Consider the following 24,419-nt stretch of genomic DNA (forward strand, 5'->3'; position numbering starts at 1 on the left):
CCGAAGGGTAAGATCCGCTCGACTTGCATGTATTAGGCACGCCGCCAGCGTTCGTCCTGAGCCAGGATCAAACTCTCCATAAAAGTTAGTTTGACTTGCTCTAAAACGTTGTTGCTATTTCGATTCATTCTTTCGAATGTATCGGGCAGTTTCGCTCGTTGTTCAGTTTTCAAAGATCAATGTATTTCTTGTTTGTCGCCCGTGTCTCAGCGGCGACTTTTATAATATATCACACTCGCCTATCTTGTTGCAAGCTTTTTTTTCGAAGTTCGACATTTTTTTTAATTCGTCTTCATTCGATTTTTTTCGTTCGCAAAAGCGGCGAGTTTTAATTTATCACAGATAATAATGACACGTCAACACCTAATCGAGAAATATAGTAAAAAAGGAGCGCACAGGCGGTTACGCCTATGCGCTCCTTCTATTATGAATGATTAGCGATCCTATATTTAAGCTCGATCGCGACAGCATCCTTCGGATCGTCCATTACCGCCACTTCGCTTAGGTATGAGCGTTTAACCAGCTTCTGCACCACAAGCGAGACATCAACTTGAAGCTCGTCGATCAATGGATGCGTCTGGAGCTCACCGATGCTCCAAGGCATTTCGCGCGTGCTCATGAGGCTCAGCAGCAAAGAGCAGCATTCCTTCATTTTGCTCATTACCGAAAACTCGCAGGCCAGCATAACAAGCTGAACGCGCTGCTCCAGCGTCTCGGGACTGGCGGTTAACTCTTCATATAGTTTATAGATGCCGGGATGAACCCGTCTCAGCTGTTTCCAAACCGTCAATTCCGGATGCCGGCCTTCTTCGATGAGAGCGATATGAGCCCAGTGATGGAGCGCCGTCAATATATGACTATAAGCATCGAGCAAATTTCCGTCCGACAAATCCTGTTTCGCTTGCAAATACGTTCTAAGGAAGCCCGCAAACTCGATGAATCGCTTTTGCTCGCGCTTGGATTCCGGGAACTGCAGCAACTCCTCACGAACGTTTGCCATATAACCTTCGCGATCCAACAATATCTCCCCCCGCACTATCCATTCAATAATGTTGCGATTTTCGCCGCTGGTGATCCAACGATTCAAGGCTTTTCTGTCAACCGAGCGAATGGCAACCCGGTCGTTGTCCAGTTGCACATGCTGAGCCGCGTTCGAAGCCGCGTCGGTATCGGTAACGAGCAGCACTAACATATCTAAACCATCAATCAGCGGGTTATATGAATACGGATTTTTGATGACAGATATGGACAATAAACCAGGCAGTTCCCGATAGGTGTCAATAACATGATCTTTGATATGCTCCACTGGGTTCCTCCGTATAGCTAATTGCGTTAGATTAAGCTATAATAATAATCTACAGTTTCATACATTTTCGACAGGTTGGCTGCTCATTCCTGCTTAACGTTATAGAATTTCTGTCTCATTTTCGTAAGACTATAGTCACGGGAAGGGTTTGAAGCATGAAGAAAATATTTTTTAAATCGGCAAAAATCAATGAATTCCGCCTTTGGGGGCTCGTATTCACGCTTGTCGGAATGGGTATAATGATCCTCGGCACGGCCGGCATACTGCTGTGGGGACAAGTCGGCAAAATCTTTGCGGGAATCTTCATGGTCTTCGGCATGATCTCGCTGCTCATCAGCGTGGCCGTCTACTTCTGGGCGGGCATGATGTCGACCAGCGCTACGATGCTGCAATGTCCGGAATGCGGACGCCAGACCAAGATGCTCGGCAAGACAGACCGTTGTATGTTCTGCCGCACGATGCTTACGCTGGACCCGGCGCAAGCGACCGAGCACCCGAGGGAAGAAGTACAAGCATAATCGGCCAACACCCTGCAAAAAGACCTGCGAAGCGGCTGCTTCGCAGGTCTTTTTTTAATCCTTTTAGAAGTGAATAATAGCATTATGGCTTCTTGTTGAGCGTTTCGTTAATGACATTCCATATCGTTGGGGTTTGGAAAGAACGAGCCCAAGTCGCGACGCCGCCCAATCCGTATTTGCGTACAAGCTCGACTCTGGCCTTCATCGATACGTCGTCTTCGATCCAGATTCGTTTCAACGAGCCATCCTCTGTATATTCCACGTAATTCTGTCCTGCGGCTTGGTCGAAAACGGGCGTAAGCTTCTTCTCCTCGAGAATCGTCTTAATTGCTTCCATGCCCACGGCTTTCGACGTCACCTTGACGGCGCCGGTATCATCCTTCGTTTCGGTCCATATCCGGGTATAGAGCGGCATGCTAAGCACGAGCTTGCCTGCGGGAACTTTATCCTCATCCAAGATTTTTTTGATGGCATTTTCAACCCAAGGCAAGGAAGCGACCGAGCCGGACTTCGGACTGGCTGCCCAATGCTCGTCATACGCCATGACCATCATGTAATCCACCACTTTGCCAAGCGCCGCGCGATCGAGGAAGAGCGACCACATCTCGCTCGTGGACTTCGGCGTTACGTCGATCGATACCACTAGTCCTTGCTCATGCAGCAGAGGTGTTAGCTCCTTCACGAACTGCACGAGATTTTCTTTGTCTTTGGTGTAGACGTTCTCGAAATCGATATTAATCCCTTGCAAATCGTAGATCTCGGCGAACGCGATAAGCTGTTGAATCATGGAAAACCTGGATTCGACGGTCGATAGAGCCTCCGTCGTCCTGTCCGGCTCAAACGCGTTGCTGAATAACGCCCATACTTGGTAGCCTCTATCATGCGCCCACTTGACGTAAGCCGGATCCGCTTTTCCTTTAATCGTGCCTTTGCCGTCCTCCAGCTCGAACCAGGTTGGACTCACGACGTTGACGCCGGGCATATCCCCGATTTTCGCAAAATCCGCTTTGCGTTCGTATACCGCTTCCCAGGTCATATTGATTTTGCTGCCCATCACCTTCCACGGCACGAAGGCATCGTTCTTCACAAGCTGCGGAATTTGCTCAATTGAGGTCAGCTTCACGTCTTTCTTGTTCATGTAGCCGATATGGCCGCCGTTCGTCTGAACAAGCATCCAGCCCTCCGTTTCCTCCCATATCCGAAATGACTCGCCCGGCGATACTTTAACCAGATAAGGTTCACGAATGGAAGGCGCGACGCGGACGGAAGCTCCTTCTTCTTTGACGGCTTGTCCGAGTTGAATGGCGTCTCCTTCGGTCAGCAGCGTGACGATCCCTGTATCGGCATTGTGCTCCAGCTTGATGCCGAACAGCTCCTCGAGCGGCGCCGCAGGAATGTATACCGTCCCATCGGCCACTTCGGCCGCGATCGTCAGCTTATAATCTTTCTGATTCATCAAACCGGTTAACGCTTCCGTCTTGAGTCGAAGCACTTTGTCCGCCGTTGTCAGGACAAGAGTGCCGGTCGATTGTTCATAGTGAATCGGCTTATCCTCTCCAAGTAGCTCTTCCAGAAGCGGAAGCGGCAATTTCACTTCTCCATTATCCAATACAGCGCCGTAAGCCGATTCCTCTCCTCTCACCATGATCGGGTTCTGGAAACGATACGCCGGATCTTGCCGCTCGCTGCTAGGAATATACTTGAGGTAACCGAACCAGGCAAACGAAGCGATTGCCGCTATCATGAACACGAATATAAAAACGCCGAACCCGCTTCTTCTTCTCTTGCGTGGGCCGCGCATAAGCTGAGTATCCAATTCATCACGCTCCTGTATGTCTTATTAGGCGTCTATGCAAACCAAAACAAAAACGTGCTGTCTAGCGAATGACCGCTTTCGGCACGTTATGTGAAATACATATCCAATTGATAGACGAATTATTTGTCCGAAGAGTTGCAACTCGAGCACAATCCGTATATCTCCATACGGTGACCCTGCACGGTAAAGCCTGTTTCGATGGATGCCGCTTTCTCCACTTCAAGCAGAGGCGGATAGCCGAAATCGACAATCTGTCCACAGCTCTTGCAGATAGCATGATAATGATCGGACAAATCCGCATCAAATCGACTTGAATCATCGCCATAGGTGAGTTCACGCACTAAGCCCGCTTCAACGAACAATCTTAGATTGTTGTATATGGTCGCAACGCTCATGCTCGGATAGGCCGGGGAGAGCGTCTTGTAAATCTCGTCCGCGGTGGGGTGAGATTTCGATTCCATCAAGCAGCTTAGAATGGCGTGTCGTTGCGGGGTCATCCGGACGCCATTCATCTTAAGTTGTTCAATTGCCGAATGAACGCTGGCTGCCATTCCCCTCACGCCTTTCTTTATAGTTATTATAATCTATTGTACGTTCTCGTTTGTAAATTTGTCAATGAAAGCGCCTGTCAAATCCTGACTCCGACCTTGAATGGATATGCTGTTTGTCGCGTTAATATGTATACGATAGATGCCTTCGCCCACAGTGCCTCTAATGGATTTCCTCGTTTGCTCAAGCGGCAGATCCGTCGTAATTTGACCAAAAGTTACCGATCCATAAACGCTATAATCGCCCGCGTAAGGTATGCGGAGGTTGATCTCTCCAACCGAGCTGTCCAAGTCCCAATTGCCGCCGACCATCGGACTTTCCACTTCGATGCTGCCGTTCAGCGTATCGGCTTTGACGTCGCCTGCGGCACCCGAGACGAGAATGCCTCCGTTTTTGGTTTCGGCGTCCAAATCCCCGTAAATGTCCTTCAAGTCTATATCCCCGTTGAGCGTACTCGCATAGACCGCTCCGCCCTTCAACTCATCCGCGGTTATCGTACCGTTCTGCGTGACGAGATTGCTGTCTCCGGTAACGAGATGCGCTTCGATGCTGCTGTTTATCCCTTCGACGTTAACCGAGCCGTACACCGATTGCGCTATCACCATTCCGCTCGCGCTTCGGATCGCGACGCCGTCTTGAGCGACAACATCGCCTACCGTTACGGAACCGTTGCCGCTCTCGATCTCGAGCTTCAAGGTTTGGATGGGCTGAACCGTATCCAATAACGGAGTTGGAGTCGGGATCTCCGCATCGACGCCTTCATCGCTCTCGATCTCGACATCGGCGGAGCTCCCCGGTATCTCCGAATTTCCATCGTTAATCGGGCTCTCGGAAGGCAGGGGCTCCATGTTCACGACCGGCGGAGTCTCGAGCTTAGGGACGACGACTTCCAGGTTCATCCTCGGCAATCGGTTACCGTTCGCGCCAAAGTTCTGGCCTTTGGCTTCCAGCACGATTTCATCGCCCGGAGTCACCTGTACGATGGATTGTTCCGCAATCTCCGCCGCTTCACCCTCGTCCGCCGTATCGACCCAAACGGTCGAATGAAGCTCGATTTCGTCCACGTTACCCGACCGCACGATGATATCGCCATTCGGATTGACGATTTTGACGGTCACCGCGACCCCCTCGAATGGAATTTTGGTTATATTTTTGTCAAAGCGAAAGCCCGCCTCCTCGCCCAAATCCATCCGGCCGCTCAAATCGACGTTGAATTGATCCAACCATCGCACGGGAAAGTCGGCATATTGCGTGACGCCGTACGCCGTTACCGCTATGACCAGCGCGGCGACCGTGCCCGCGCCGTCGAGCCGGAGCTTGTCTCGTTTCTTCCGCAGCCATACCGTGTAGACGATCATCTCGATTCCTAGCAATATGAAGATAACCGGCCACCACTCGGACAGAAGGACCAGATCGTTCCTTCCTTTCAGCAAGTCCCATGCGAGGAATGATCCGATGACGAATATAACGGCCGCCGCCGTCATCCTCCCCAGCTTGAACACCCAGATCCCTCCCCTCCTAAGCGATAGCACAATTAATACGGATAAGACCATCAGCGTCGGGCCTACCGACCATTCCGCCAATTCGTTCATCCACGGCAGCATGAAAGCCGGGGGCTTAATCAGGATCATCATGAACGTTCCTGAAGCAGCCAGAAGGATGCCGTCTCGCAAACGCAACGGCTCAGCCGCCTGCAAATTTGCCTTCTCTTCCGCCTGCAGAACATCATATACGCTAATAAAATAAAACACGGGCAGAAGCAGCATCAAATAAACAATGAGCAGCAGATGCCTCCCGCCATCGGAATCGGCCAGACGGAAGATCGCCGTAAAGTCGAGCAGCAAGCCGGCTAACAATAGAAAGCCTTTGCCGTATTGTCCGAGCCTGACATGGCCCATGCCCGGCGCAAGAAAGGCGAGCAGAACCGTCAGAAGCCTGCTCCATCGACCCGCTATTCCGAGCTTACCCACCGTATGCCCTCCAGTTTCTTCAAATCATCCAATACCGTCATCATGGTAACGTTTTTGTTGTACGGCATGGTAACGTGCAGCACGAGCCTGGTTAATGACTGCGCTTCGCCCCCGCGTGAGACGGAATCGGATGGCTCCGCGTCCTCCAGCATCATTTTTTTCACCGTAACCTTCCGATCGTTCAAGATGCCGGTCAGCTTGCTCATGACAAGCGAAAGGTCGGCTGCGTGGATCTTGATCAGATGCTCTTTCTTCGCCTTAATGTAACGCTTCTCCAGCTTATTAAACAGCCATAGCGTGAGCAGAACCATAACCGTTACGCAACTGGAAGCAAAATAGAAGCCCGCTCCCACCGCCAAACCGATCGCCGCCACAACCCAGAGCGAAGCCGCCGTCGTCAGCCCCGTAATCGACTTGCCGGTAAATAAGATCGTACCCGCTCCAAGAAACCCTACTCCGGTAATAACGGCAGCAGCCAAACGGGCGGGATCCACCCGCACATTCGGTTCCTCCACGAAGTCCGAGAACCCGTAGATGGACAGGAGCATCAATAGGCAAGCGCCTAGACAAACCAATATGTTCGTGCGGAAGCCCGCCGCGTGATTCGACTGCTCCCGTTCGAATCCAATCAAGCCGCCCAGCACAAGCGCCAGCGTCAACCGGAACAAGATGTCCATTTCGCCGATGATCCAAGGATTTGGTGCCGCGCTTAATGTCATATGCGATGCCGTCCTTTCAATCTCTTCTAAGGAGTCGAATTCAATATTTGTTTCCTCTCTTCATTCTATGCGGCAAAAGGCGCGATTCAACTCATCGAGGTGAATCGCGCCTGGCAACCTGCGGCTTGCTATGATTTGAGGCGATCCACCAGCAGCTTATTGACGAGCGCCGGATTCGCTTTGCCTTTTGTTTCTTTCATGATCTGGCCTACAAGGAAGCCGATCGCTTTGTCGTTACCCGATTTGAAGTCTTCTACAGGCTGCGGGTTCTTCTCGATGATGGAATCGACGACGGCAAGCAAAGCGCCTTCGTCGCTGATCTGGACGAGACCTTGCTCTTCTACGATCTGCTGCGGACGTTTGCCGCTCTCGAGCATCGATTTGAAGACGGTTTTCGCGATCTTGCCGCTGATCGTGCCGCTCTCGAGCAATCCGATCATCTCGCCAAGTCCTTGCCCCGTAATCTTCACGTCGGACAGCTCGAGTCCATTCGAATTCAAGTAGCCGAGCAAATCGCCCATGATCCAGTTCGATACGGCTTTGGCGTCCTTCGTGTAATTCAAGCTGTCCTCGAAGAAATCGGCCAGCTTCTTGGACGAAGTAATAACCTCCGCGTCGTAAGCAGGCAGGCCGTAATCGGCCGTATACCTGGCTTTGCGGGCGTCGGGCAGCTCGGGGATGGAAGCGCGAACGCTTTGCTTCCACTCTTCGCTGATATGCAGACGAACGAGATCCGGATCCGGGAAGTAGCGGTAATCATGCGCTTCTTCCTTGCCGCGCATGGAGAACGACTTGCCGACCGCGTCGTCGTAACGGCGCGTCTCTTGCACCACTTCTCCGCCGCTGTCCAGGATTTCCGCTTGCCGGAACTGCTCGTACTCGAGACCGCGCTGCACGCTGCGGAAGGAGTTCATGTTCTTGAGCTCGGCGCGCGTGCCGAACTTCTCTTGACCCCAAGGGCGCAAGCTGATGTTCGCGTCGCAGCGCAAGCTGCCTTCCTCCATCTTCACATCGGATACTTCGCAATACAGCATGATCGCTTTCAGCTTCTCGAGGTACGCCTTCGCTTCCTCAGGCGTGCGAATATCCGGCTCGGACACGATCTCCACGAGCGGCGTGCCTACGCGATTGAAATCGACGAGCGACGCGTAGCCGCCGTCCACGTGCGTCAGCTTGCCCGCATCTTCCTCCAGATGGAGACGGGTAATGCCGATCCGCTTCGTCTCGCCGTTCACTTCGATATCGATCCAGCCGTTCTCGCCGATCGGCTGGTCGTATTGCGAAATCTGATACGCCTTCGGCGAATCGGGATAGAAATAGTTTTTCCGGTCGAACTTGCTCACGTCCGCGATGGTGCAGTTCAGCGCCATCGCCGCTTTCATCGCGTATTCGACGGCTTGGCGGTTCAGTACCGGAAGGACGCCGGGATGGCCTAGGCAGACCGGGCATGTATGCGTATTGGGCGGCGCGCCGAAAGCCGTGGAGCAGCCGCAAAAAATTTTGCTGTTTGTATGAAGCTCGACATGCACTTCGAGGCCGACGACCGTCTCGTATTTGTTCGCAACAGACATTCTAATCGTTCCTTTCCTTACAGCTGCGGACGCAGCTTATGGTGATCGGTATGGGCTTCGAAGGCATGCGCGGCGCGCAGCACAGTCGATTCATCGAACGCCTTGCCGATGATTTGCAGGCCGATCGGCAGACCGTCCGCCGTTCCGCAAGGAACGCTGATAGCAGGCACGCCCGCCAAGCTGACCGGAATCGTGCAAATATCGTTCAAATACATCGTGAGCGGATCGCCGATCTGCTCCCCGATCCGGAAAGCCGGCGTCGGCGCCGTCGGTCCGATAATCAGGTCATATTGATTAAAGACGTTGTCGAAGTCCTGCTTGATCAGCGTGCGGACCTTCTGCGCCTTCAAATAATAAGCATCGTAGTAGCCGGAGCTCAGCGCGTAAGTGCCAAGCATGATGCGCCGCTTCACTTCAGGGCCGAAGCCTTGGCTGCGGGACTTGCGGTACAAATCGATCAGGTTGTCCGGATTGTCCGCGCGCACGCCGTAACGGACGCCGTCGAAACGGGCCAGGTTGGACGAAGCCTCGGACGAAGCGAGCAGGTAGTAAGTCGCAATGGCATAGTCGGTATGCGGGAGAGACACTTCCTCCCATGTCGCGCCAAGCGATTCATACACCTTAAGCGCGTTCATAACCGCTTCCTTGACGCGGGGATCGATGCCCGCTCCGAGATATTCCTTCGGCACGCCGATGCGGAGGCCCTTCACGTCGCCCGTAAGAGCAGCCGTATAGTCTGGAATTTCCACGTTAGCCGATGTGGAATCGCTCGCGTCATATCCCGCGATCGCTTGCAGCACGTAAGCCGCGTCTTCCACGTTTTTCGTCAGCGGCCCGATCTGGTCCAGCGAGGAAGCGAACGCCACCAAGCCGAAGCGCGAGACGAGACCGTAGGTCGGCTTCAGTCCGACGATGCCGCAATACGCGGCCGGCTGGCGGATGGAGCCGCCCGTGTCGGAGCCGAGGGAGAAATACACTTGGCCGGCGGCGACGGAAGCCGCCGAGCCGCCGCTCGAGCCGCCCGGCACGTACTCCGTGTTCCACGGGTTGCGGGTCGGGTAGAAGCTGGAGTTCTCGTTCGAGCCGCCCATCGCGAACTCGTCCATGTTCAGCTTGCCGATCGTCACGGCGTCCGCTTCCTTCAGCTTGCGGGCCGAGGTCGCGCTGTAAATCGGATTATAATTGCTCAGGAATTGGCTGGCGCAAGTCGTAAGCAGCCCTTCCGTCACGATATTGTCTTTGATTCCGGCAGGCAGGCCGAAGAGCAGGCCGTGCTCGCCGCCATCGCCGAGACGCTTGTCCAGCGCATGAGCTTCGGTACGTGCGTTATCCTCATTTAATGTAAGGAAAGCCTTAATAGCCGGCTCGGTTTCCTTGATTCTCGCGTAAGACGCGTCTACGAGCTCCGTTACGGACAGCTCTTTGTTGTTCAGCTTGTTATGTACTTCCTGCAGGCGTAAGTCGAACAGTGCCAACAGCAGCTCCTCCCTTCAATTACCTCTTCCTATTATTCAAGCACCGCAGGCACTTTAATTTGTCCGTCTTCCTCGTCCGGCGCGTTCAGCAGCACCTTCTCGATCGGCAGCGATTCCTTGCGCACGTCGTCGCGCATCACATTCGTAATCGGCAGCACGTGGCTGGTCGGCTCGACGTTCTCGGTATCCAGCTCGTTCAGCTTCTCCGCGTATTTCAAAATAGCGTTAAGCTGATCCGTGAACTGGGCTTTCTCCGCGTCCGTCAGTTCAAGCCGCGCCAGGTTCGCGACATGCTCGACATCTTTTAACGTTATGCTCATCGGGATACTCTCCTCACGTAAAAAGTCATTCTTTGTATTATAGCGTACATGGGTTGCAATCAGCAACGATGCGACATTGCCGGCAATAAGAAGAGGACGGAGGGGATTACATCCCGCGCTCCGTCCTGTCGTTCGCGTATCCGAAACCTATAAAGATATTAAATCCATGCCTTCAGGTTCACTTGGCGAATGAAGTCCTCCCGGCTGACCGGCTCCTTCGCCGCGCTCTCAGCATCGGCCTCTTCCTGGTCGCCTTTCATGATCCGCTTGAACAGCACTTCGTTGTGGGTTGCCAGCGCGTAATCGATCAGCGCCTCTCGCTCCACCCGCTCGGCTTCCTGCCGTATAAGCGTCTCCTCCAGCTCCACGTCCTCCTCCGGGACGAGAAAGTTCCGGTTGGCCGACGGGACCCGGACGATGTAGTCGAACACGTTATCGGCATTCCGGTCGTAAGCGATAATATAGCCATATTCTCCTATAGGAAGCTTCTGCTCGTACAGGTCCGTTACGATAATGACCTTGGAACCAAGCTTTAGCATACTCTCAACCCCTATCTCGCCATCGCTGATTGCTCGTCTTTTCTACTTATCCTACTAAAAAATGCTAGACCTGTCCAATAGGAGGCATGGTAGAAGAGAACGCGATGCGATAACCGGCAAGAGGATGGGCGCTTATTCCGATTCGTTCTCCTTGCCTAACTCCCTCAGGGATTCAGGCAATCTGAACTGCCGGTTGCCCAGGAAGAGCTGCGTGAAGTCTTCCAGCTGATCCTCGCTTTGCGTCTCCTTGATCACGGCGATCTCCCGGTTCAGCCTCTCCATCTGCAGATCCAAACGATTAGCCGAATCGGACGCTTCCTTCAGTTCAAGCAGGAGACCCGCGGGAACGGACTGATTATATTTGTAAAAAATCTTATGCTCGAGGCTCGCCCAGAAATCCATGGCGATCGTGCGGATCTGGATCTCGACGCATACGTTCTCCCTGCCGTCCGACATGACGACCGGCACCTCGACGACAAGGTGAAGGCTCCGGTACCCGTTCGGCTTCGGATTCTCGATATAATCCTTCTCTTCCAGCACCTTGAGCTCGAACTGGTTCTTCAGCATATCCCGGATTTGATAGATATCCGCGATGAAAGAGCAGGTAATCCGCAGCCCTGCGATATCCTTGATACGCAGCTTGATATCGTCGAGCGAGAACGGGACCCCCTTGCGGCTGATCTTGTTCATGATGCTCTCGAGCGACTTCACTCTGGACTTCGTATGTTCGATCGGATTATAGTCGTGCAGAAATTGAAATTCTTCTTTTAAGATTTCGATTTTCGTCTCCAGCTCGTTGAGCGCGAACTGGTACATCATCATAAATCGGGTAACTTCCGTCTTCAGCTTCTTGAACTGCTCGATTTGATTCATGGCGATTCTCCTTCTCCGGCGCGCCCTCTTGAGCGCCCATAACCTCGGATTCCTTCATCTTAGTATGAAAGAAGCGCCAAAAGCAAATCCGCAGGCCGTACGCGAAAAAAGGAGCGTTCCCGCAGCGCGGAAAGCTGCGGGAACGCCAAGGATTCATTACTTATGGTTTTATACGACGTTCTGATGATCCGTAAAAACGTACTCCACGGCTCCGCGGTTGTCCGCGGAACGGATCTCCGCTTCGACGATGGCGAGCGAATCGGCCGCGCTCTCCGGCGTGCATACGGAGACCGGCGTTCCGTTCGTCACGGCATCGATGAAATAGCGAACCTCGCGGTAATAGCCCATATCCGGAGAAAGCTCGGCTTTGAAGCCCGGCCCGTCGTTCGGGTTGACCTTCAGCTCGTTGTTCTCGAAGATAAGATTGCCGCCTTCGAAGTTGACGCGGAACGTCATCGCGAAGCCAAAGTCGCCTTGAAGCGTCCAATCCGCCTGCGCGTTCAACACCATGCCGTCCGGGTACATATAGTTCGTCGACACGATATCGTAGGCGCTGCCAGGGATCACATTGCGCGCGATGGAAGAGACCGATTCCGGCTTTCCGAACAGCCAATTGATTACATCGGTATCATGAATATGCATATCCAGCATGCAGCCCCCGCTTAGCTCGCCATCCAGAAACCAGCCTTGCGGCGTGGAGCCTCCGCGGAAGAAGGAGCCGGACAGCACCTTGCCGTAACGGCCGTCAGCCACGCACTCTTTCAAAAACTCGTAAGCCGGCCAGAAACGAAGACATTGCCCGATCATCAGCGTTTTCCCCGTCTTCTTGGCCGCTTCCGCCATCCTCCGAGCCTCCTCGGATGTTCTCGCGATCGGCTTCTCGCAAAGCACGTGGATGCCGCGTTCTAATAGCGATACGGTCAAATCGGCATGCAGAGTCGTCGGCAGCGTGATGTCGACGATATCCAACTCCTCGCTGTCAAGCATGGCGTTCACATCGTCATACAGCTTGTAGGGCTCAAGATCATACACTTGCCGCTCCGTCGCGATATTGCCCGAGACCGCCCCGGTTTTCAGCTCCTCAATCCTGGTGTCGCAGATCGCTACGAGCTGAACGCCCGCTTCTTCCTGCATCAATCTTACGTAGTTATCGAAGTGCATCCGCCCCATAAATCCGAAGCCGATCAATCCTACCTTCAGCATCCTTCTTCTCTCCCCTTGGACTATTGTTTTGTTAGAAGACTAGCGGCTTCGGCCTAGAATGGCGTCCATGGCGGCCGACGTATTGTAAATGATCTGTTCGCTGTGATGGGCATACGGCGGGATCATCTCCCCGGTGACATATCCGTCATACCCGATCTCCGACAGCGCGGCCATGACGGCAGGATAATCCACGTCGCCCGCCAGCAGATCGACGAAGCCGTGCAAGCCGCCCGCTTGCCGGCGGTAATCCTTGAAATGCACTTTCTTGATGCGGCGGCCGAGGATGCGGATCCAATGCTCCGGATATCCGCTGTGCACCACGTTGCCTACATCGAAATAAGAACCTACATAGTCGGAGCCTTGCTTATCGATGAAATCCCGCAGCTCGAGAGGCGAGAGCAGGAACTTATTCCAGACGTTCTCGATGGCGATGGCTACGCCCGCGCTCGCCGCGTAGGGAACCAGTTCCGCAATGGCTTCCGATGCCCGGTCATAGGCAAGATCGTAAGGCACGACTTCGGCATCCGGGATAAAATCGACTCCGACGGCGCCCGGTATGACGAGGATGGCGTCCACGCCGAATGCCGACGCGAGCTCGAGCTGCTTCTTGCATACGTCGATCGCTTTCCTCCGCTTCGCCTCGTCGGCGCTCGTCATGGAATAAGACCAATACAGCCCGGTTGCGAGCCCCGCGATTTCCAGCCCCTCGTCATCGAGCCTCGACTTGATGGCGAGCACCTCTTTGTCCGTGGAGTCCAGTCCCAGCTCGCCAGTCTCATTCAGAGAGAGCTCGATGCCGTCAAAGCCTGCCTTTTTCGCCAGACGAATGCATTCCTGAATGGTGCTGCCTTCTTTGAACGACCAGATGTTAATCCCTTTTTTCATGCTTGGCGCCTCGCTTTCTATTAATAAATTTGTCATATTCCGCTCTGTTGCTCCGTTGAAGATCAAATGCGATAATACCTTTATATTAAATGATGTAGACAACTAATTCTTTGGCTAGAAAAGTTAATATTTACACAAATCCGTTATTGATGTGAGTGGTTAAGGAGGTACCCCGCAAATGAAGTCAGATTTCAGCGAATTCCCTCTGCAGCGGTCCGCTCCCTTCAAGGAATGGTCGCCTAGCATTCATTACGCCCAGATCCAGCGCATGCCGGCCGGCGTGCTGCCACAGAGGCGGATCTACGACTTCGAGCTCCTCTACGTGAGCCAAGGACAAGCCGCCACGACCATGCTCGGACAGCGGTACGAGCTGTCCGCCGGCGAGCTCATCTTCCTCCCCTCAGGCGTCTTGCACCAGAATGAAGCGGCGTCTACGCCGGATACTCGCTTTCTTGGCATTCACTTCGATTTTTTCGACGAGCAGGACATTCAGACGGAAGCCGACATGATCGTCGACGAGGAGCACGTTCAGGAGCGGCGTTTCGCATTCGAGGCGGTAGCGGACGCGTTCGAGCCTCTGTCCGGGAATCCCGTCTATACGCCGCCTCTTGCCTGCGTTCAGTTGATGGAGCAGCTGGTACATGAATTCACGATGCGACCGCCGGGCTACGAGCTCGCCTGCAAATCGCTTATGCTGCAAATCCTGCTGCACTTGCTGCGCCTCCAGAAGTCGAGATCGCAATGGCTCGCTTCGCAGCATGACGGCAGGCTGCTCGAGCTGGTCGAGGAGATCGAACGCCGTCCCGCGGAAGGGTGGACGAACGCGTTGATCGCCGAGCGGCTGGGGCTGAGCATCGATCACGCCGCCAAGCTGTTCAAGCAGCTAGTCGGCTTGCCGCCGGGCGAATACGTTCATTCGATTCGCCATCGCGAAGCGCGAAGGCTGCTGAGGGAAACCGATCTGACCATCGAACGGATCGGCGAGCAGGTCGGGTATGCCGGGATTCATTACTTCAGCCGGCTGTTCCGCAAGCACGAAGGCATCTCCGCGACGGAATACCGCAAGCTGTCGAGAGTGCTATAGAGGCGGAGATGCCGATGATGCGCGCTTTTTTTTTCACATCGGCATGGGCGAATACATACACTGTTCCTGACTTCAATACACGATAGGCGGAAGGCAGGAATGAAGCATGGCAGTATCCTATATGGACTTCACGGCTCCCACCACACAGTTTACATTCACGTTATCCGATAATCCTTTGATTATGAAAGACGGTCAAAACTACATTAACGCGTTGTCCGTCAAACAATTGAACACGCTTGGCAACGCCTCGCTGCTCGATATTTTTCTAAGCGCCGGCAACATCGTCGAACCCCATATTCATCAGAACGCGACCGAGCTCGTGTACGTCATTTCGGGCGAAGCGGTCGTCTCCCTTCTTAATCCGTTCACGAAGGAGCTTCTGAACTTCACGGTGAAGCCGGGCCAAGTCGCGAACGTGCCCCAGGGCTGGTGGCATTACGAAATCGCGACCGTCGACAACACGCATATACTTGCGATCTTCGATGCGCCGACTCCGGAGGCGATCTTCGGCTCGGATATTCTGCGATTGACTCCCGCCAGCGTGCTCGCGCATACGTATTGTTTGGATGAAGCCAAAGTGAAAGAGACGCTCGCCCCGATCACGGGCACCGTCGGCATTGGACCTCCGGAAGGCTGCGGCAAAGCAGGCGGCGGGATGATGCAGCAGCACGGCTTGATGAACCAGCAGGGCATGGCGAATCCGGGGATGATGCAGCAGCAAGGTATGATGAACCAGCAGGGCTTGATGAATCCGGGGATGATGCAGCAGCAGGGCATGATGAACCAGCAGGGCTTGATGAATCCGGGGATGATGCAGCAGCAGGGCATGATGAACCAGCAGGGCTTGGCGAATCCGGGGATGATGCAGCAGCAGGGAATGGAGAACCCGAATATGCAACGGTTCTCGCCGGGCGGCTACGCAGCCGGTCCGCAGAACGGGACGGCGGGCCTGCCGCTTCGTCCGATTGCGAACGAGACCTATGCCGCGCAGCTGGATCAGCCGTTCCACCCTATCCCGTTTTTGTACCGGAGATTCTTCTAAAAAGCGGATAAACAAAACGCCGAGAGCAGAGGCTGCTTTCGGCGTTTTGTTATGATGGAGGTTCGGTCGTATTAGGAAGACGCAGGATGGACAGCCTGACGATCGACGGTTCCGTCGTCCAGCCTTAGCCAGCTTTCGAACGTTCTAGCTCCTTCCCTCAGCCGGATTACCCGGGCACCGCGAGGAAAGCCTTCTTTGCCGTACGTGTTATAGCCGGAGGCCCGGCCGTACGCGAGCCGAATGCCGTAGAGCTCTCCGCTGAAGTCGTTAATATGGTCATGTCCAGCGAACGTTCCCATAATGTCCCCCCTCTCCAGCATGGCGGCGAACAGGCCGGAGTTGATATTGGAGCAGCAAACCTTCTCATGCTTGTAGCCGAGACAGCCCCCTTTCTCCCATACGGTCCCGTATTCCGGCAGCGGGATATGGAAGAAGGCCAGCGCGGGCAGCGACTCTCCTCCGTTCCGCTCGGCGAGCGCGCGCGACTGAACCGCATACCAGTCGATCTGGTCCCTGCCGATCCACGCGTAGCCGTCGATCTGCTTCAGCTTGGAGTAATCCCCGCTGTCCAGGAAGTAGAGCGCCGCTGCCGGCTTCCCGTCGTCCCCTTCTACGGTAAGAACGTAGTTTCCATAACCCTGAATCCCGGGCGTATGGCCGGTAAGGCTGCCTTCCTGCCGTCGCAGCAAGCTAAGAAGCTCCTCCCGCGTCGCCCCCGCTTCCGCGTCATGATTGCCGAGGACGGCAGCCCAAGGCACGCCGCTGCGCGAAGCCGCGGACACGGCGCCCTTCAAAGCTTCCGCAATGTTTTCGCATTCCTCGCTATAAATCAAATCCCCCGTGAACACGATGAGATCGGGCTTCTCTTGCGCAATGACGCGCTCCATTAGGGACTCCGTACGCCGATCCGGCTCGTCGCCGTTTGTCCAATGCAAATCCGTAAATTGCAAAATGGTAAACGCGCCTTCCTCATTGAATCGAAGCGCTTTTTGCTGCTCGTTCAAATTTTCCGCCTCCCGCTTGTTTGGATGTGATTTGCTTCCATCGTAGCGGTAAAGACATACTCCGGCAATAAACAAATTCCGAGCTTCATTAACAGTTTTTGCGATTCGGAAAATAGGCTAAGGATGAAATGGCTCGGCCAGGTCTCGTGTATCGAAAGAAAACGCTTGCCAACGACTGTCGAACTATGTAGAATCTACGAAGAATAATACGCAGTACCTACTATCTAAACAAGGAGCAACCCCCATGCAAAAATCGATTGGCGTCCACGAAAGACCGCCTATCCCCGCTAGCTTGCTGCTCAGCCTGCAGCATCTGTTCGCCATGTTCGGCTCGACGGTGCTTGTGCCGAACATCTTCGGAGTCGACCCTGCCATCTGCTTGCTGATGAACGGGATCGGCACCCTGCTGTACATTTTCATAACGAAAGGCAAGATCCCCGCTTATCTCGGATCCAGCTTCGCCTTCCTCGGCCCCGGCGGCGCTGTTATCGCGAGCGAAGCATCGGGCGGCGGTTATGCCGCGGCTCTCGGAGGCTTTATCGTGGCCGGCGTCATCTTCACCGTTCTGGCGTTCATCATTCAGAAAACCGGAACAGGCTGGTTAGACATCGTATTCCCTCCCGCCGCGATGGGCGCGATCGTCGCGATCATCGGACTTGAACTGGTGCCGGTTGCGGCTAGGATGGCGGGTTATATCCACGATCCTAACAGCGGGGTCGACGCCGCTTCGTGGACCATGGATAAAGACGTCGTGCTTCTTTCCACCGCGACATTAATTGTAACCGTGCTCGGCTCCGTGCTGTTCCGCGGCTTCCTGCGCATCATCCCGATCCTGTTCGGCATCATCTTCGGCTATGTGCTGGCGGCCGCTATGGGCATGACGGATTTCAGCAGCGTGAATGCAGCCAAATTCGCGCAACTGCCGACCTTTACGCTGCCGGAGTTCCACTGGACGGCCATTATCGCGATCGCGCCGGCGGCGCTGGTCGTCATCGCCGAGCATATCGGACACTTGATCGTGACGGGCAATATCGTCGGCAAAGACTTGTCCAAGGATCCTGGGCTTCACCGCTCCTTGCTTGGCAACGGCTTGTCGACCATTCTATCCGGCTTCGTCGGCTCCACGCCTAACACGACTTACGGCGAAAACATCGGCGTTCTGGCCATCACGAAAGTGTATTCGACGTTCGTCATCGGAGGAGCTGCCGTCATCGCGATTCTGCTGTCGTTCTCCGGCAAATTCTCCGCGTTGGTGTCCGGTATCCCGGTCCCTGTCATGGGCGGCGTTTCCCTGCTGCTGTTCGGGGTTATCGCGGCATCCGGCCTGCGCATGCTGGTCGAGTCCAAGGTCGACTACAGCCGGCCTACTAATCTGTTCCTGACGACGGTCGTTCTCGTCATCGGCCTCAGCGGCGTGAAATGGACCGTAGGCGACGTCTCCTTCAGCGGAATGGCGCTCGCGACGATCGTCGCGATCCTGCTCAGCCTGCTGTTCAAGCTGTTCGAGGTGCTGCGCATCTCGAACGACAACGAAGCGGCCGGCCATTAATAGAGGCCGACCGTCATCGAATTGCCCCGTCGCGTGAAGCGGCGGGGCTTTTTTTGTGAGAATTAGCGCTTGAAGCGCATTTAGGCGTTTGTGGCACGTCTATTGACTGCGAAACCGCGCTTGAAGCCCATTTAGGCGTTTGTGGCACGTCTATTGACTCCGAGACGGCGCTTCGAGCGCATTTAGACGTGTGTGGCACGTCTATTGACTGCGAAACCGCGCTTGAAGCGCATTTAGGCGTTTGTGGCACGTCTATTGACTCCGAAACATCCGAAAGCTGCCATTCCGCCTCCCTTCTTTCCGCCGCTGCTAGTCGTTTCAGAATGTTTCCAGCCGGTTAATGGAAAGCTAAGAGGAAGATTTCGTATGGAAAGGAGCTAACCATCAAATGGACAACAACAAGCTGCTCGCCGACGGGCGAGTCAAAGACAAGGTCGCCGTCATTACCGGCGCGGGCTCCGGCATCGGCCGGGCGGCCGCACTGAAGCTGGCGCAGCACGGGGCGAAGATCGTCCTGGTCGACCTGATCAACGAACGAAGCGAGAAGGTCGAGGAAGCAATTAACGAGATGGGCGGCGAGGCCATCTTCGCCGATACGGACGTGTCGGATCCGGCGCGCGTGGAGCAAGCGATGAAGAAGGCGGCCGAGCGATTCGGCGGCATCGATATTTTGTTTGCCAACGCCGGCGTGAACGGCACGCTGGCGCCTATCGAGCACTTGAAGCCGGAGGATTGGGACCAAACGCTCGGCATTAATCTTAAGGGTACGTTCCTCTCCGTCAAATACGCCCTGCCTCATATGACGGCGCGAGGCGGAAGCATCATCATCACGAGCTCCATCAACGGCAGCCGCAAGTTTACGGGCTTCGGCATGTCGGCCTACAGCTCGTCCAAAGCCGGACAGATCGCCTTCGCCAAGATGGCGGCCCTTGAGCTTGCCCACCACCGGATTCGCGTCAACGCGATCTGCCCGGGCGCCATCGAAACGAACATCGGGCAAAACACGAACAGGACGCCCGAAGTCGATGAAATCGCGATTCCGATCGAATATCCGCAAGGCAATCAGCCGCTGGAGCACGGGCCGGGACATCCGAATCAAGTCGCGGATCTCGTACTGTTCCTCGCGTCGGAGGAATCCAGCCACATCTCCGGCACGGCGATCTACATCGACGGCGTCGAATCGCTGCTGTAACCGAAAGGACCGAAATCCGCCTTACCAGGCGTGATGACGGTCCTTTTTTTAGTGCCGCATAGGGACCAACGCTTTCGATATCTTGCTCTTCCATATGAAAACAAGAGCATACGATCCGCTTCTTGGTTATAATGGACGCAGAAGGAGGCGGAGCCGAATGGAACGAACAGATGACATTCAACGCGAACGCGAGAACGGACGCCGCCGGACGGGACAATCGATCTCCGAAGAGCATTGGCTAGCGATCATTGCTAATGATTCCGCGTATGACGGCATCTTCTATTACGCGGTCCGGACAACCGGCATCTATTGCAGACCCTCTTGCAAGTCGCGTCCCCCCAAGCGGGACAACGCGGAAGTGTTCGCGAGCTCGGCCGACGCGGCCGCTGCCGGCTACCGCGCATGCAAACGATGCAAGCCTGCCGGAGTCCGGCTTCCCGACGAGGATTGGGCGGAGCAGATCGCGTCGTTCATGGACCGTCACTATGCGGAGGAGCTTGATCTGGCAACGCTTGGCGACCTATGCCACGGCAGTCCCTACCACCTCCACCGGACCTTCAAAAAAGTGAAGGGCGTGACGCCGCTCGTTTATCTGCAGCAGACCCGCATGCAGGAAGCCCGAAAGCTGCTGGCCGTCACTAGCATGCCCATCTCGAATGTCGGCGACCGGGTCGGAATGCGGAATACGCCTTATTTTACGACGCTGTTCAAGAAGCTGACCGGATATACCCCCGCCCAATACCGCGAGCGGCATAAGCGGACATAATCAGGTTAACCAACCATGGATCTCGAACCATAACAAGAAAGCGGGGAATGATGATGGGCAACAACGCCAAGGGCCGCGCCGCCTCGGTTGTCGCGTGGTCCGTGTTAAAGCAAGGGGAATGGGAGCTTGTAGTCGGGGCAACCGAAGCAGGTCTCTATTTCGTCGGAGGGAACGGGGTAAGCTTAGACGATTGCCGGACGAGGAATCCGGCCGCGTTCGCGGGATCGGAGTGGGTTCGGGACGATGAGCCGGTCGCGCCTTATATCCGGGAAATCGCGGAATATTTGGAGGGGCGGCGCCATTCGTTCACGGTCCGCCACGATCTTCGCGGCACGCCGTTCCAGCTCGCGGTTTGGGGCGCGCTGCTCGCGATTCCGTTCGGAACGAGCGTCTCCTATTCGCGGATTGCCGAGGCGATCGGCAAACCTTCCGCCGTCAGAGCCGTCGGGGCCGCGATCGGCGCCAATCCCGTTCTCATCACGGTTCCGTGCCATCGCGTCATCGGCAAAAACGGCTCGCTTACCGGCTACCGCGGCGGGCTCGCGATGAAGACGAAGCTGCTGGAGCTCGAGCATGAAGCCGTCCCTGCTCGATAAATATCCGAAATCGCTGCTGAACAAAGGCACCGGGTTTCTGGAAGGCTACAGCCATTCGCTTAATCCGTACACGGGCTGCTCGTTCGGATGCTCCTACTGCTATGTCCGAGGCATGCCGGTCTCCCTGTTTCGTTCGGAGGAGTGGGGAACATGGGTGGACTTGAAGCGCGGCGCGGCGGAGCTGCTGCGGAAGGAGCTGGCTCGCGCGAAAGCGAAAGGCCCGGTCACGATCTTTATGTCCTCCAGCACGGATCCTTATCAGCCTATCGAATACAAGGAAGGAATTACCCGCTCCCTGCTCGAGGTCATGGCCGACGATCCGCCGGACTTCCTGCTCCTTCAGACGCGGAGTCCGCTCGTAACGCGGGACATCGATCTGCTGCGGCGTCTCGGCCCGCGGGCGCGCGTCAGCATGACGGTCGAGACGGACCGCGAGGACGTCCGCAAAGCGTTCTCCCCCGCGGCGCCTCCGATTCCCGCCAGGCTGCGCGCGCTTCGAGAGCTGGCGGACGCCGGCGTCGGAACGCAGGCAGCCGTTGCGCCCCTGCTTCCCTGCACCGGGAATTTCCCGGCCGCGCTTCGTTCCGTCACGGACCGCGTCTGCATCGACGATTATTTTATGGGCGACGGCAGCGGAGGCAAGCGAACGGCGAGACTCGGACTCGACGCCGTCTATGAACGCCTCGGCTTGTCGGACTGGTATGCGCGGGATGCCTATCATGCGGTATACAAAGCTTGTTTGAGCTGCTTCCCCGATGGCGCGGTGCGGCTCAGTCAGAAAGGGTTCTTGCCGTGAAGCTGCAAGAGCCGAAGTAGCGCCCTAAGACTAACTCTCTCTTGACTTCGAAAATGCCGCCCTGTTATATTAATCTCTATATTTCAATTGCATCGACCAAGGACATAAGCTTCCAAGACGGCGCCCCAGAGAAGAGACCCCCGGCTGAAAGGTTTCTCGCTTGCCTGTTTGCTTCCCACCTTGCGAGCTGCGGCGGTGAACGCGAGTATCCGCTGCCGGCGCCGGCCGTTATCCGGTTGAAGGATCGCCTTGCTCTGCCTCGGCGGTCGAATTAGGGTGGTACCACGACGCATTCGTCCCTGACGAGTGCGTCTTTTTTTTGAGCCAAAAAAAATAGACGTTGGAGGTCTTATCGCCATGAAACAATCATCCCTGTTCGGAAGCACCCTGCGAGACGTTCCTGCGGACGCGGAGGCCGCGAGCCATCGGCTGATGCTGCGCGCGGGCTTCATCCGCCAGCTTGCCGCAGGCATCTATACTTACCTGCCGCTCGGCTGGCGCGTGCTCCGCAAAATCGAGCATATCGTCCGCGAGGAGATGGACCGCGCGGGAGCGCAGGAGCTTCTGATGCCGGCCATGCAGCCGGCCGAGCTCTGGAAGGAATCCGGGCGCTACAACGTGTACGGTCCCGAGCTAATCCGGCTGAAGGACCGGCATGACCGCGAGTTCGCGCTGGGTCCTACACACGAAGAAGTCATCACGACGCTCGTGCGGAACGAAATCAATTCCTATCGTCGGCTGCCGGTAACGCTTTATCAAATCCAAACGAAATTCCGCGACGAACGCCGCCCGAGATTCGGACTGCTGCGCGGCCGGGAATTTCTAATGAAGGACGCCTATTCGTTCGATACGTCTTGGGAAGGGCTGCATGACTCGTATCAAAGCATGTACGAGGCGTATACGCGCATCTTCGATCGCTGCGGCATGACGTTCCGCGCCGTCGAAGCGGATGCGGGAGCCATTGGCGGCGAAGGCGGCACGCACGAGTTCATGGCGCTTGCCGAGATCGGCGAGGATACGATCGTTTCCTGCACGCATTGCGACTATGCGGCTAATCTGGAGAAGGCGACTTCCGTGATCAGGCGCAGCGAAGCTGTTGACTCGTCGGGGACGTCGGTCGGCGAAATCCCCATGGCGAAAATCCACACTCCCGACACTCGCAGCATTCAGCAGGTTGCCGCGTTTCTAGGCGTTCAGCCGCATGAGATCATCAAGACGCTTGTGTACGTCGCGGACGAACAACCCGTCGCGGTCCTTGTGCGGGGCGATCACGAGGTTAACGAAATCAAGCTCAAAAATGCGCTTGGTGCGGAAAGTCTGGAGCTCGCTGACGCGGATACGACGATGCGAGCGACGGGCGCTCCGGTCGGCTTCGCCGGACCTGTAGGCATGAAGATTCCGATCTACGTGGACCAAGCGGTAACGGAAATGGCCGAAGGCGTGACGGGAGCGAACGAAGCGGATTACCATCTCCGGCACGTCGTGCCGGGCAGAGATTTCGAGTTGGCGCACGCGGGAGATTTCCGCAACGCCGTCGAGGGCGACGGCTGCCCGCGCTGCGAAGAAGGAAAGCTTCAGTACCACAGAGGGATCGAGGTCGGCCACGTGTTCAAGCTGGGCACCAAATACAGCGAAACGCTCGGCGCCAAGTACTTGGATCCGAACGGCCGCGAGCAGCCGATGATTATGGGCTGCTACGGCATCGGCGTGTCCCGGATCCTGTCGGCTATAACGGAGCAAAGCCATGACGACCGCGGGATCATCTGGCCTGCGGCGATCGCGCCGTACCAGGTTCACGTCATTCCCGTATCCGTCAAGGACGAGGCACAGACGACGCTCGCCCAGGAGCTGTACGACCGTCTGACCGCCCAGGGCCTCGAAGTGCTGATCGACGACCGGGACGAACGCGCAGGGGTCAAATTCAATGACGCCGACCTGTTCGGCATTCCGTATCGGATCGTCGTCGGCAAGCTGGCCGCCGGCGGCGAAGTGGAGCTTGTGGAGCGCCGCAGCCTGGAGAAGCAGGTCATTAGCGCGGATGAAGCGATGACATGCATTGCGGATGGCTTGCGGAATCTAATTTAATATTTTGGAGGTGGCGTGATGGAAGTCGAACTAAAAAGGCTGTCTCGATCGAATGGCGAAGAAGAATACCGAATGGTTCAAGAGATGGAACCCGGGGAGAACGGATTCGTCAATGGGCTGTACGCAAACGACAGAAGTGGCTTCGACGCCAAAATAATTAAGTATGTGGAAATGTCCGACGAACGGAACGTACCGCCTCATTTGGTTCCCCAAACCACTTATTGGCTGTATATGGACGGCCTGCCCGTAGGCTACGGAAAGCTCAGGCACTGCCTGAACGATAACCTGAGACGGCATGGCGGACATATCGGGTACGCGATTAGACCCACTTGCAGAGGGAGAGGGTTCGGCAAAATATTGCTTGGCGAGCTGCTTAAGGAAGCATTCGCCTTAGAAATCCGCGAAGCTCTTCTGACTTGCGACGAAACGAACGCGGCCTCCAGGAAAATCATCGAGAGCCATAACGGAGTTCTTGCAGGCATCCGTGAGGGAACCTGCGCGTATTGGGTTCAAACGAAAGCCTGACTCCAGCGAAAAATAAAGAAGCTCCCCTTGTCCTAG

General features: G+C 55.5%; 23 protein-coding genes and 1 rRNA gene. 10 read left to right on the forward strand and 14 right to left on the reverse strand.

The genetic code is table 11. The annotated features are described in order from the left end of the window. Positions 1-83: ribosomal RNA gene (locus tag NQZ67_RS28330) — 16S ribosomal RNA — on the reverse strand; the annotation flags it as partial. A gap of 341 nt (positions 84-424) precedes the next feature. Beyond that, a complete protein-coding gene (locus NQZ67_RS30745) occupies positions 425-1,306 on the reverse strand; it encodes a nucleotidyltransferase-like protein (RefSeq protein ID WP_257452613.1) in 882 nt (293 codons plus the stop codon). Positions 1,307-1,461: 155 nt separating this feature from the next. On the opposite strand from NQZ67_RS30745, the gene NQZ67_RS28340 reads away from it, so the two are divergent. After that, positions 1,462-1,824: a YgzB family protein gene (locus tag NQZ67_RS28340; RefSeq protein WP_257452616.1), complete on the forward strand. Its 363-nt coding sequence runs from the start codon at positions 1,462-1,464 to the stop codon at positions 1,822-1,824. Positions 1,825-1,906: 82 nt separating this feature from the next. Here NQZ67_RS28340 and NQZ67_RS28345 read toward each other — a convergent pair whose 3' ends face one another. From NQZ67_RS28345 to NQZ67_RS28395, 11 genes are all read right to left on the reverse strand, one after another. Further along, positions 1,907-3,640 (reverse strand): glycosyl hydrolase family 18 protein, encoded by a 1,734-nt coding sequence (locus tag NQZ67_RS28345; protein WP_257452618.1) that lies wholly within the window; start codon positions 3,638-3,640, stop codon positions 1,907-1,909. A gap of 119 nt (positions 3,641-3,759) precedes the next feature. Next, a complete protein-coding gene (locus NQZ67_RS28350) occupies positions 3,760-4,191 on the reverse strand; it encodes a Fur family transcriptional regulator (protein WP_257452620.1) in 432 nt (143 codons plus the stop codon). A 33-nt stretch (positions 4,192-4,224) separates the two neighbouring features. Next, on the reverse strand, positions 4,225-6,159 hold the full coding sequence (locus tag NQZ67_RS28355; protein WP_257452623.1) for a DUF4097 family beta strand repeat-containing protein: 1,935 nt from the start codon (positions 6,157-6,159) through the stop codon (positions 4,225-4,227). Then, on the reverse strand, positions 6,141-6,878 hold the full coding sequence (locus NQZ67_RS28360; RefSeq protein WP_257452625.1) for an MgtC/SapB family protein: 738 nt from the start codon (positions 6,876-6,878) through the stop codon (positions 6,141-6,143). The genes NQZ67_RS28355 and NQZ67_RS28360 overlap by 19 nt, the downstream gene beginning before the upstream one ends. A gap of 128 nt (positions 6,879-7,006) precedes the next feature. Beyond that, complete coding sequence (gene gatB / locus NQZ67_RS28365) at positions 7,007-8,449, reverse strand: Asp-tRNA(Asn)/Glu-tRNA(Gln) amidotransferase subunit GatB (RefSeq protein WP_257452626.1); 1,443 nt, start codon at positions 8,447-8,449, stop codon at positions 7,007-7,009. A 17-nt stretch (positions 8,450-8,466) separates the two neighbouring features. Then, positions 8,467-9,924: an Asp-tRNA(Asn)/Glu-tRNA(Gln) amidotransferase subunit GatA gene (gene gatA, locus NQZ67_RS28370; protein WP_257452627.1), complete on the reverse strand. Its 1,458-nt coding sequence runs from the start codon at positions 9,922-9,924 to the stop codon at positions 8,467-8,469. A 32-nt stretch (positions 9,925-9,956) separates the two neighbouring features. After that, complete coding sequence (gene gatC / locus NQZ67_RS28375) at positions 9,957-10,244, reverse strand: Asp-tRNA(Asn)/Glu-tRNA(Gln) amidotransferase subunit GatC (protein ID WP_257452629.1); 288 nt, start codon at positions 10,242-10,244, stop codon at positions 9,957-9,959. Between the two features lie 158 nt (positions 10,245-10,402). Further along, a complete protein-coding gene (locus NQZ67_RS28380; protein ID WP_257452630.1) occupies positions 10,403-10,783 on the reverse strand; it encodes an ATPase in 381 nt (126 codons plus the stop codon). A gap of 132 nt (positions 10,784-10,915) precedes the next feature. Then, the gene (locus NQZ67_RS28385) at positions 10,916-11,656 is read right to left on the reverse strand and encodes a GTP pyrophosphokinase (protein ID WP_257452631.1); all 741 of its coding nucleotides are present in this window, start codon (positions 11,654-11,656) and stop codon (positions 10,916-10,918) included. Positions 11,657-11,824: 168 nt separating this feature from the next. Continuing rightward, positions 11,825-12,859, reverse strand: coding sequence for a Gfo/Idh/MocA family protein (locus NQZ67_RS28390; protein ID WP_257452632.1), 1,035 nt, complete (start codon positions 12,857-12,859; stop codon positions 11,825-11,827). A 39-nt stretch (positions 12,860-12,898) separates the two neighbouring features. Beyond that, complete coding sequence (locus NQZ67_RS28395) at positions 12,899-13,744, reverse strand: sugar phosphate isomerase/epimerase family protein (RefSeq protein WP_257452634.1); 846 nt, start codon at positions 13,742-13,744, stop codon at positions 12,899-12,901. Positions 13,745-13,922: 178 nt separating this feature from the next. On the opposite strand from NQZ67_RS28395, the gene NQZ67_RS28400 reads away from it, so the two are divergent. Both NQZ67_RS28400 and NQZ67_RS30470 read left to right on the forward strand, forming a co-directional pair. Beyond that, a complete protein-coding gene (locus NQZ67_RS28400) occupies positions 13,923-14,828 on the forward strand; it encodes an AraC family transcriptional regulator (protein WP_257452636.1) in 906 nt (301 codons plus the stop codon). Positions 14,829-14,934: 106 nt separating this feature from the next. Then, positions 14,935-15,870 (forward strand): cupin domain-containing protein, encoded by a 936-nt coding sequence (locus NQZ67_RS30470; protein WP_306813118.1) that lies wholly within the window; start codon positions 14,935-14,937, stop codon positions 15,868-15,870. Positions 15,871-15,941: 71 nt separating this feature from the next. Here the strand turns inward: NQZ67_RS30470 and NQZ67_RS28410 are convergent, their stop codons facing one another. After that, the gene (locus tag NQZ67_RS28410) at positions 15,942-16,874 is read right to left on the reverse strand and encodes a metallophosphoesterase family protein (RefSeq protein WP_257452637.1); all 933 of its coding nucleotides are present in this window, start codon (positions 16,872-16,874) and stop codon (positions 15,942-15,944) included. Between the two features lie 244 nt (positions 16,875-17,118). Between NQZ67_RS28410 and uraA the strand changes: the two genes are divergently transcribed. The 7 genes from uraA to NQZ67_RS28445 all read left to right on the forward strand — a co-directional run bounded on the left by uraA (position 17,119) and on the right by NQZ67_RS28445 (position 24,383). Then, entirely contained in the window at positions 17,119-18,423 is a 1,305-nt protein-coding gene (gene uraA, locus NQZ67_RS28415; protein WP_257452639.1) for a uracil permease, read from the forward strand. A 388-nt stretch (positions 18,424-18,811) separates the two neighbouring features. Continuing rightward, positions 18,812-19,615 carry an SDR family oxidoreductase gene (locus NQZ67_RS28420; RefSeq protein ID WP_257452642.1) on the forward strand — a complete coding sequence of 268 codons (804 nt, stop codon included), beginning with the start codon at positions 18,812-18,814 and terminating at the stop codon, positions 19,613-19,615. A 157-nt stretch (positions 19,616-19,772) separates the two neighbouring features. Then, complete coding sequence (locus NQZ67_RS28425; RefSeq protein ID WP_257452645.1) at positions 19,773-20,381, forward strand: bifunctional transcriptional activator/DNA repair enzyme AdaA; 609 nt, start codon at positions 19,773-19,775, stop codon at positions 20,379-20,381. A 47-nt stretch (positions 20,382-20,428) separates the two neighbouring features. Continuing rightward, positions 20,429-20,977: a methylated-DNA--[protein]-cysteine S-methyltransferase gene (locus NQZ67_RS28430; RefSeq protein ID WP_306813119.1), complete on the forward strand. Its 549-nt coding sequence runs from the start codon at positions 20,429-20,431 to the stop codon at positions 20,975-20,977. Further along, complete coding sequence (locus NQZ67_RS28435; protein ID WP_257452647.1) at positions 20,955-21,773, forward strand: SPL family radical SAM protein; 819 nt, start codon at positions 20,955-20,957, stop codon at positions 21,771-21,773. Before NQZ67_RS28430 ends, NQZ67_RS28435 begins: the two co-directional genes overlap by 23 nt. A gap of 357 nt (positions 21,774-22,130) precedes the next feature. Further along, on the forward strand, positions 22,131-23,858 hold the full coding sequence (locus NQZ67_RS28440) for a proline--tRNA ligase (protein ID WP_257452649.1): 1,728 nt from the start codon (positions 22,131-22,133) through the stop codon (positions 23,856-23,858). 18 nt (positions 23,859-23,876) lie between these two features. After that, complete coding sequence (locus tag NQZ67_RS28445) at positions 23,877-24,383, forward strand: GNAT family N-acetyltransferase (protein ID WP_257452652.1); 507 nt, start codon at positions 23,877-23,879, stop codon at positions 24,381-24,383. The last annotated feature ends 36 nt before the right edge of the window (positions 24,384-24,419 follow it).

This window comes from Paenibacillus soyae (assembly GCF_024623455.1).
In the GTDB taxonomy this organism is placed as follows: Bacteria; Bacillota; Bacilli; order Paenibacillales; family Paenibacillaceae; genus Pristimantibacillus; species Pristimantibacillus soyae.

Excerpts from the sequence above, each read along its gene's own strand:
- NQZ67_RS28340 (WP_257452616.1), top strand. The coding sequence starts at position 1,462 with ATGAAGAAAATATTTTTTAAATCGGCAAAAATCAATGAATTCCGCCTT.
- NQZ67_RS28350 (WP_257452620.1), bottom strand. The coding sequence starts at position 4,191 with ATGGCAGCCAGCGTTCATTCGGCAATTGAACAACTTAAGATGAATGGC.
- NQZ67_RS28360 (WP_257452625.1), bottom strand. The coding sequence starts at position 6,878 with ATGACATTAAGCGCGGCACCAAATCCTTGGATCATCGGCGAAATGGAC.
- gatB (WP_257452626.1), bottom strand. The coding sequence starts at position 8,449 with ATGTCTGTTGCGAACAAATACGAGACGGTCGTCGGCCTCGAAGTGCAT.
- gatC (WP_257452629.1), bottom strand. The coding sequence starts at position 10,244 with ATGAGCATAACGTTAAAAGATGTCGAGCATGTCGCGAACCTGGCGCGG.
- NQZ67_RS28380 (WP_257452630.1), bottom strand. The coding sequence starts at position 10,783 with ATGCTAAAGCTTGGTTCCAAGGTCATTATCGTAACGGACCTGTACGAG.
- NQZ67_RS28385 (WP_257452631.1), bottom strand. The coding sequence starts at position 11,656 with ATGAATCAAATCGAGCAGTTCAAGAAGCTGAAGACGGAAGTTACCCGA.
- NQZ67_RS28390 (WP_257452632.1), bottom strand. The coding sequence starts at position 12,859 with ATGCTGAAGGTAGGATTGATCGGCTTCGGATTTATGGGGCGGATGCAC.
- NQZ67_RS28395 (WP_257452634.1), bottom strand. The coding sequence starts at position 13,744 with ATGAAAAAAGGGATTAACATCTGGTCGTTCAAAGAAGGCAGCACCATT.
- NQZ67_RS28400 (WP_257452636.1), top strand. The coding sequence starts at position 13,923 with ATGAAGTCAGATTTCAGCGAATTCCCTCTGCAGCGGTCCGCTCCCTTC.
- NQZ67_RS30470 (WP_306813118.1), top strand. The coding sequence starts at position 14,935 with ATGGCAGTATCCTATATGGACTTCACGGCTCCCACCACACAGTTTACA.
- uraA (WP_257452639.1), top strand. The coding sequence starts at position 17,119 with ATGCAAAAATCGATTGGCGTCCACGAAAGACCGCCTATCCCCGCTAGC.
- NQZ67_RS28420 (WP_257452642.1), top strand. The coding sequence starts at position 18,812 with ATGGACAACAACAAGCTGCTCGCCGACGGGCGAGTCAAAGACAAGGTC.
- NQZ67_RS28425 (WP_257452645.1), top strand. The coding sequence starts at position 19,773 with ATGGAACGAACAGATGACATTCAACGCGAACGCGAGAACGGACGCCGC.
- NQZ67_RS28430 (WP_306813119.1), top strand. The coding sequence starts at position 20,429 with ATGATGATGGGCAACAACGCCAAGGGCCGCGCCGCCTCGGTTGTCGCG.
- NQZ67_RS28435 (WP_257452647.1), top strand. The coding sequence starts at position 20,955 with ATGAAGCCGTCCCTGCTCGATAAATATCCGAAATCGCTGCTGAACAAA.
- NQZ67_RS28440 (WP_257452649.1), top strand. The coding sequence starts at position 22,131 with ATGAAACAATCATCCCTGTTCGGAAGCACCCTGCGAGACGTTCCTGCG.
- NQZ67_RS28445 (WP_257452652.1), top strand. The coding sequence starts at position 23,877 with ATGGAAGTCGAACTAAAAAGGCTGTCTCGATCGAATGGCGAAGAAGAA.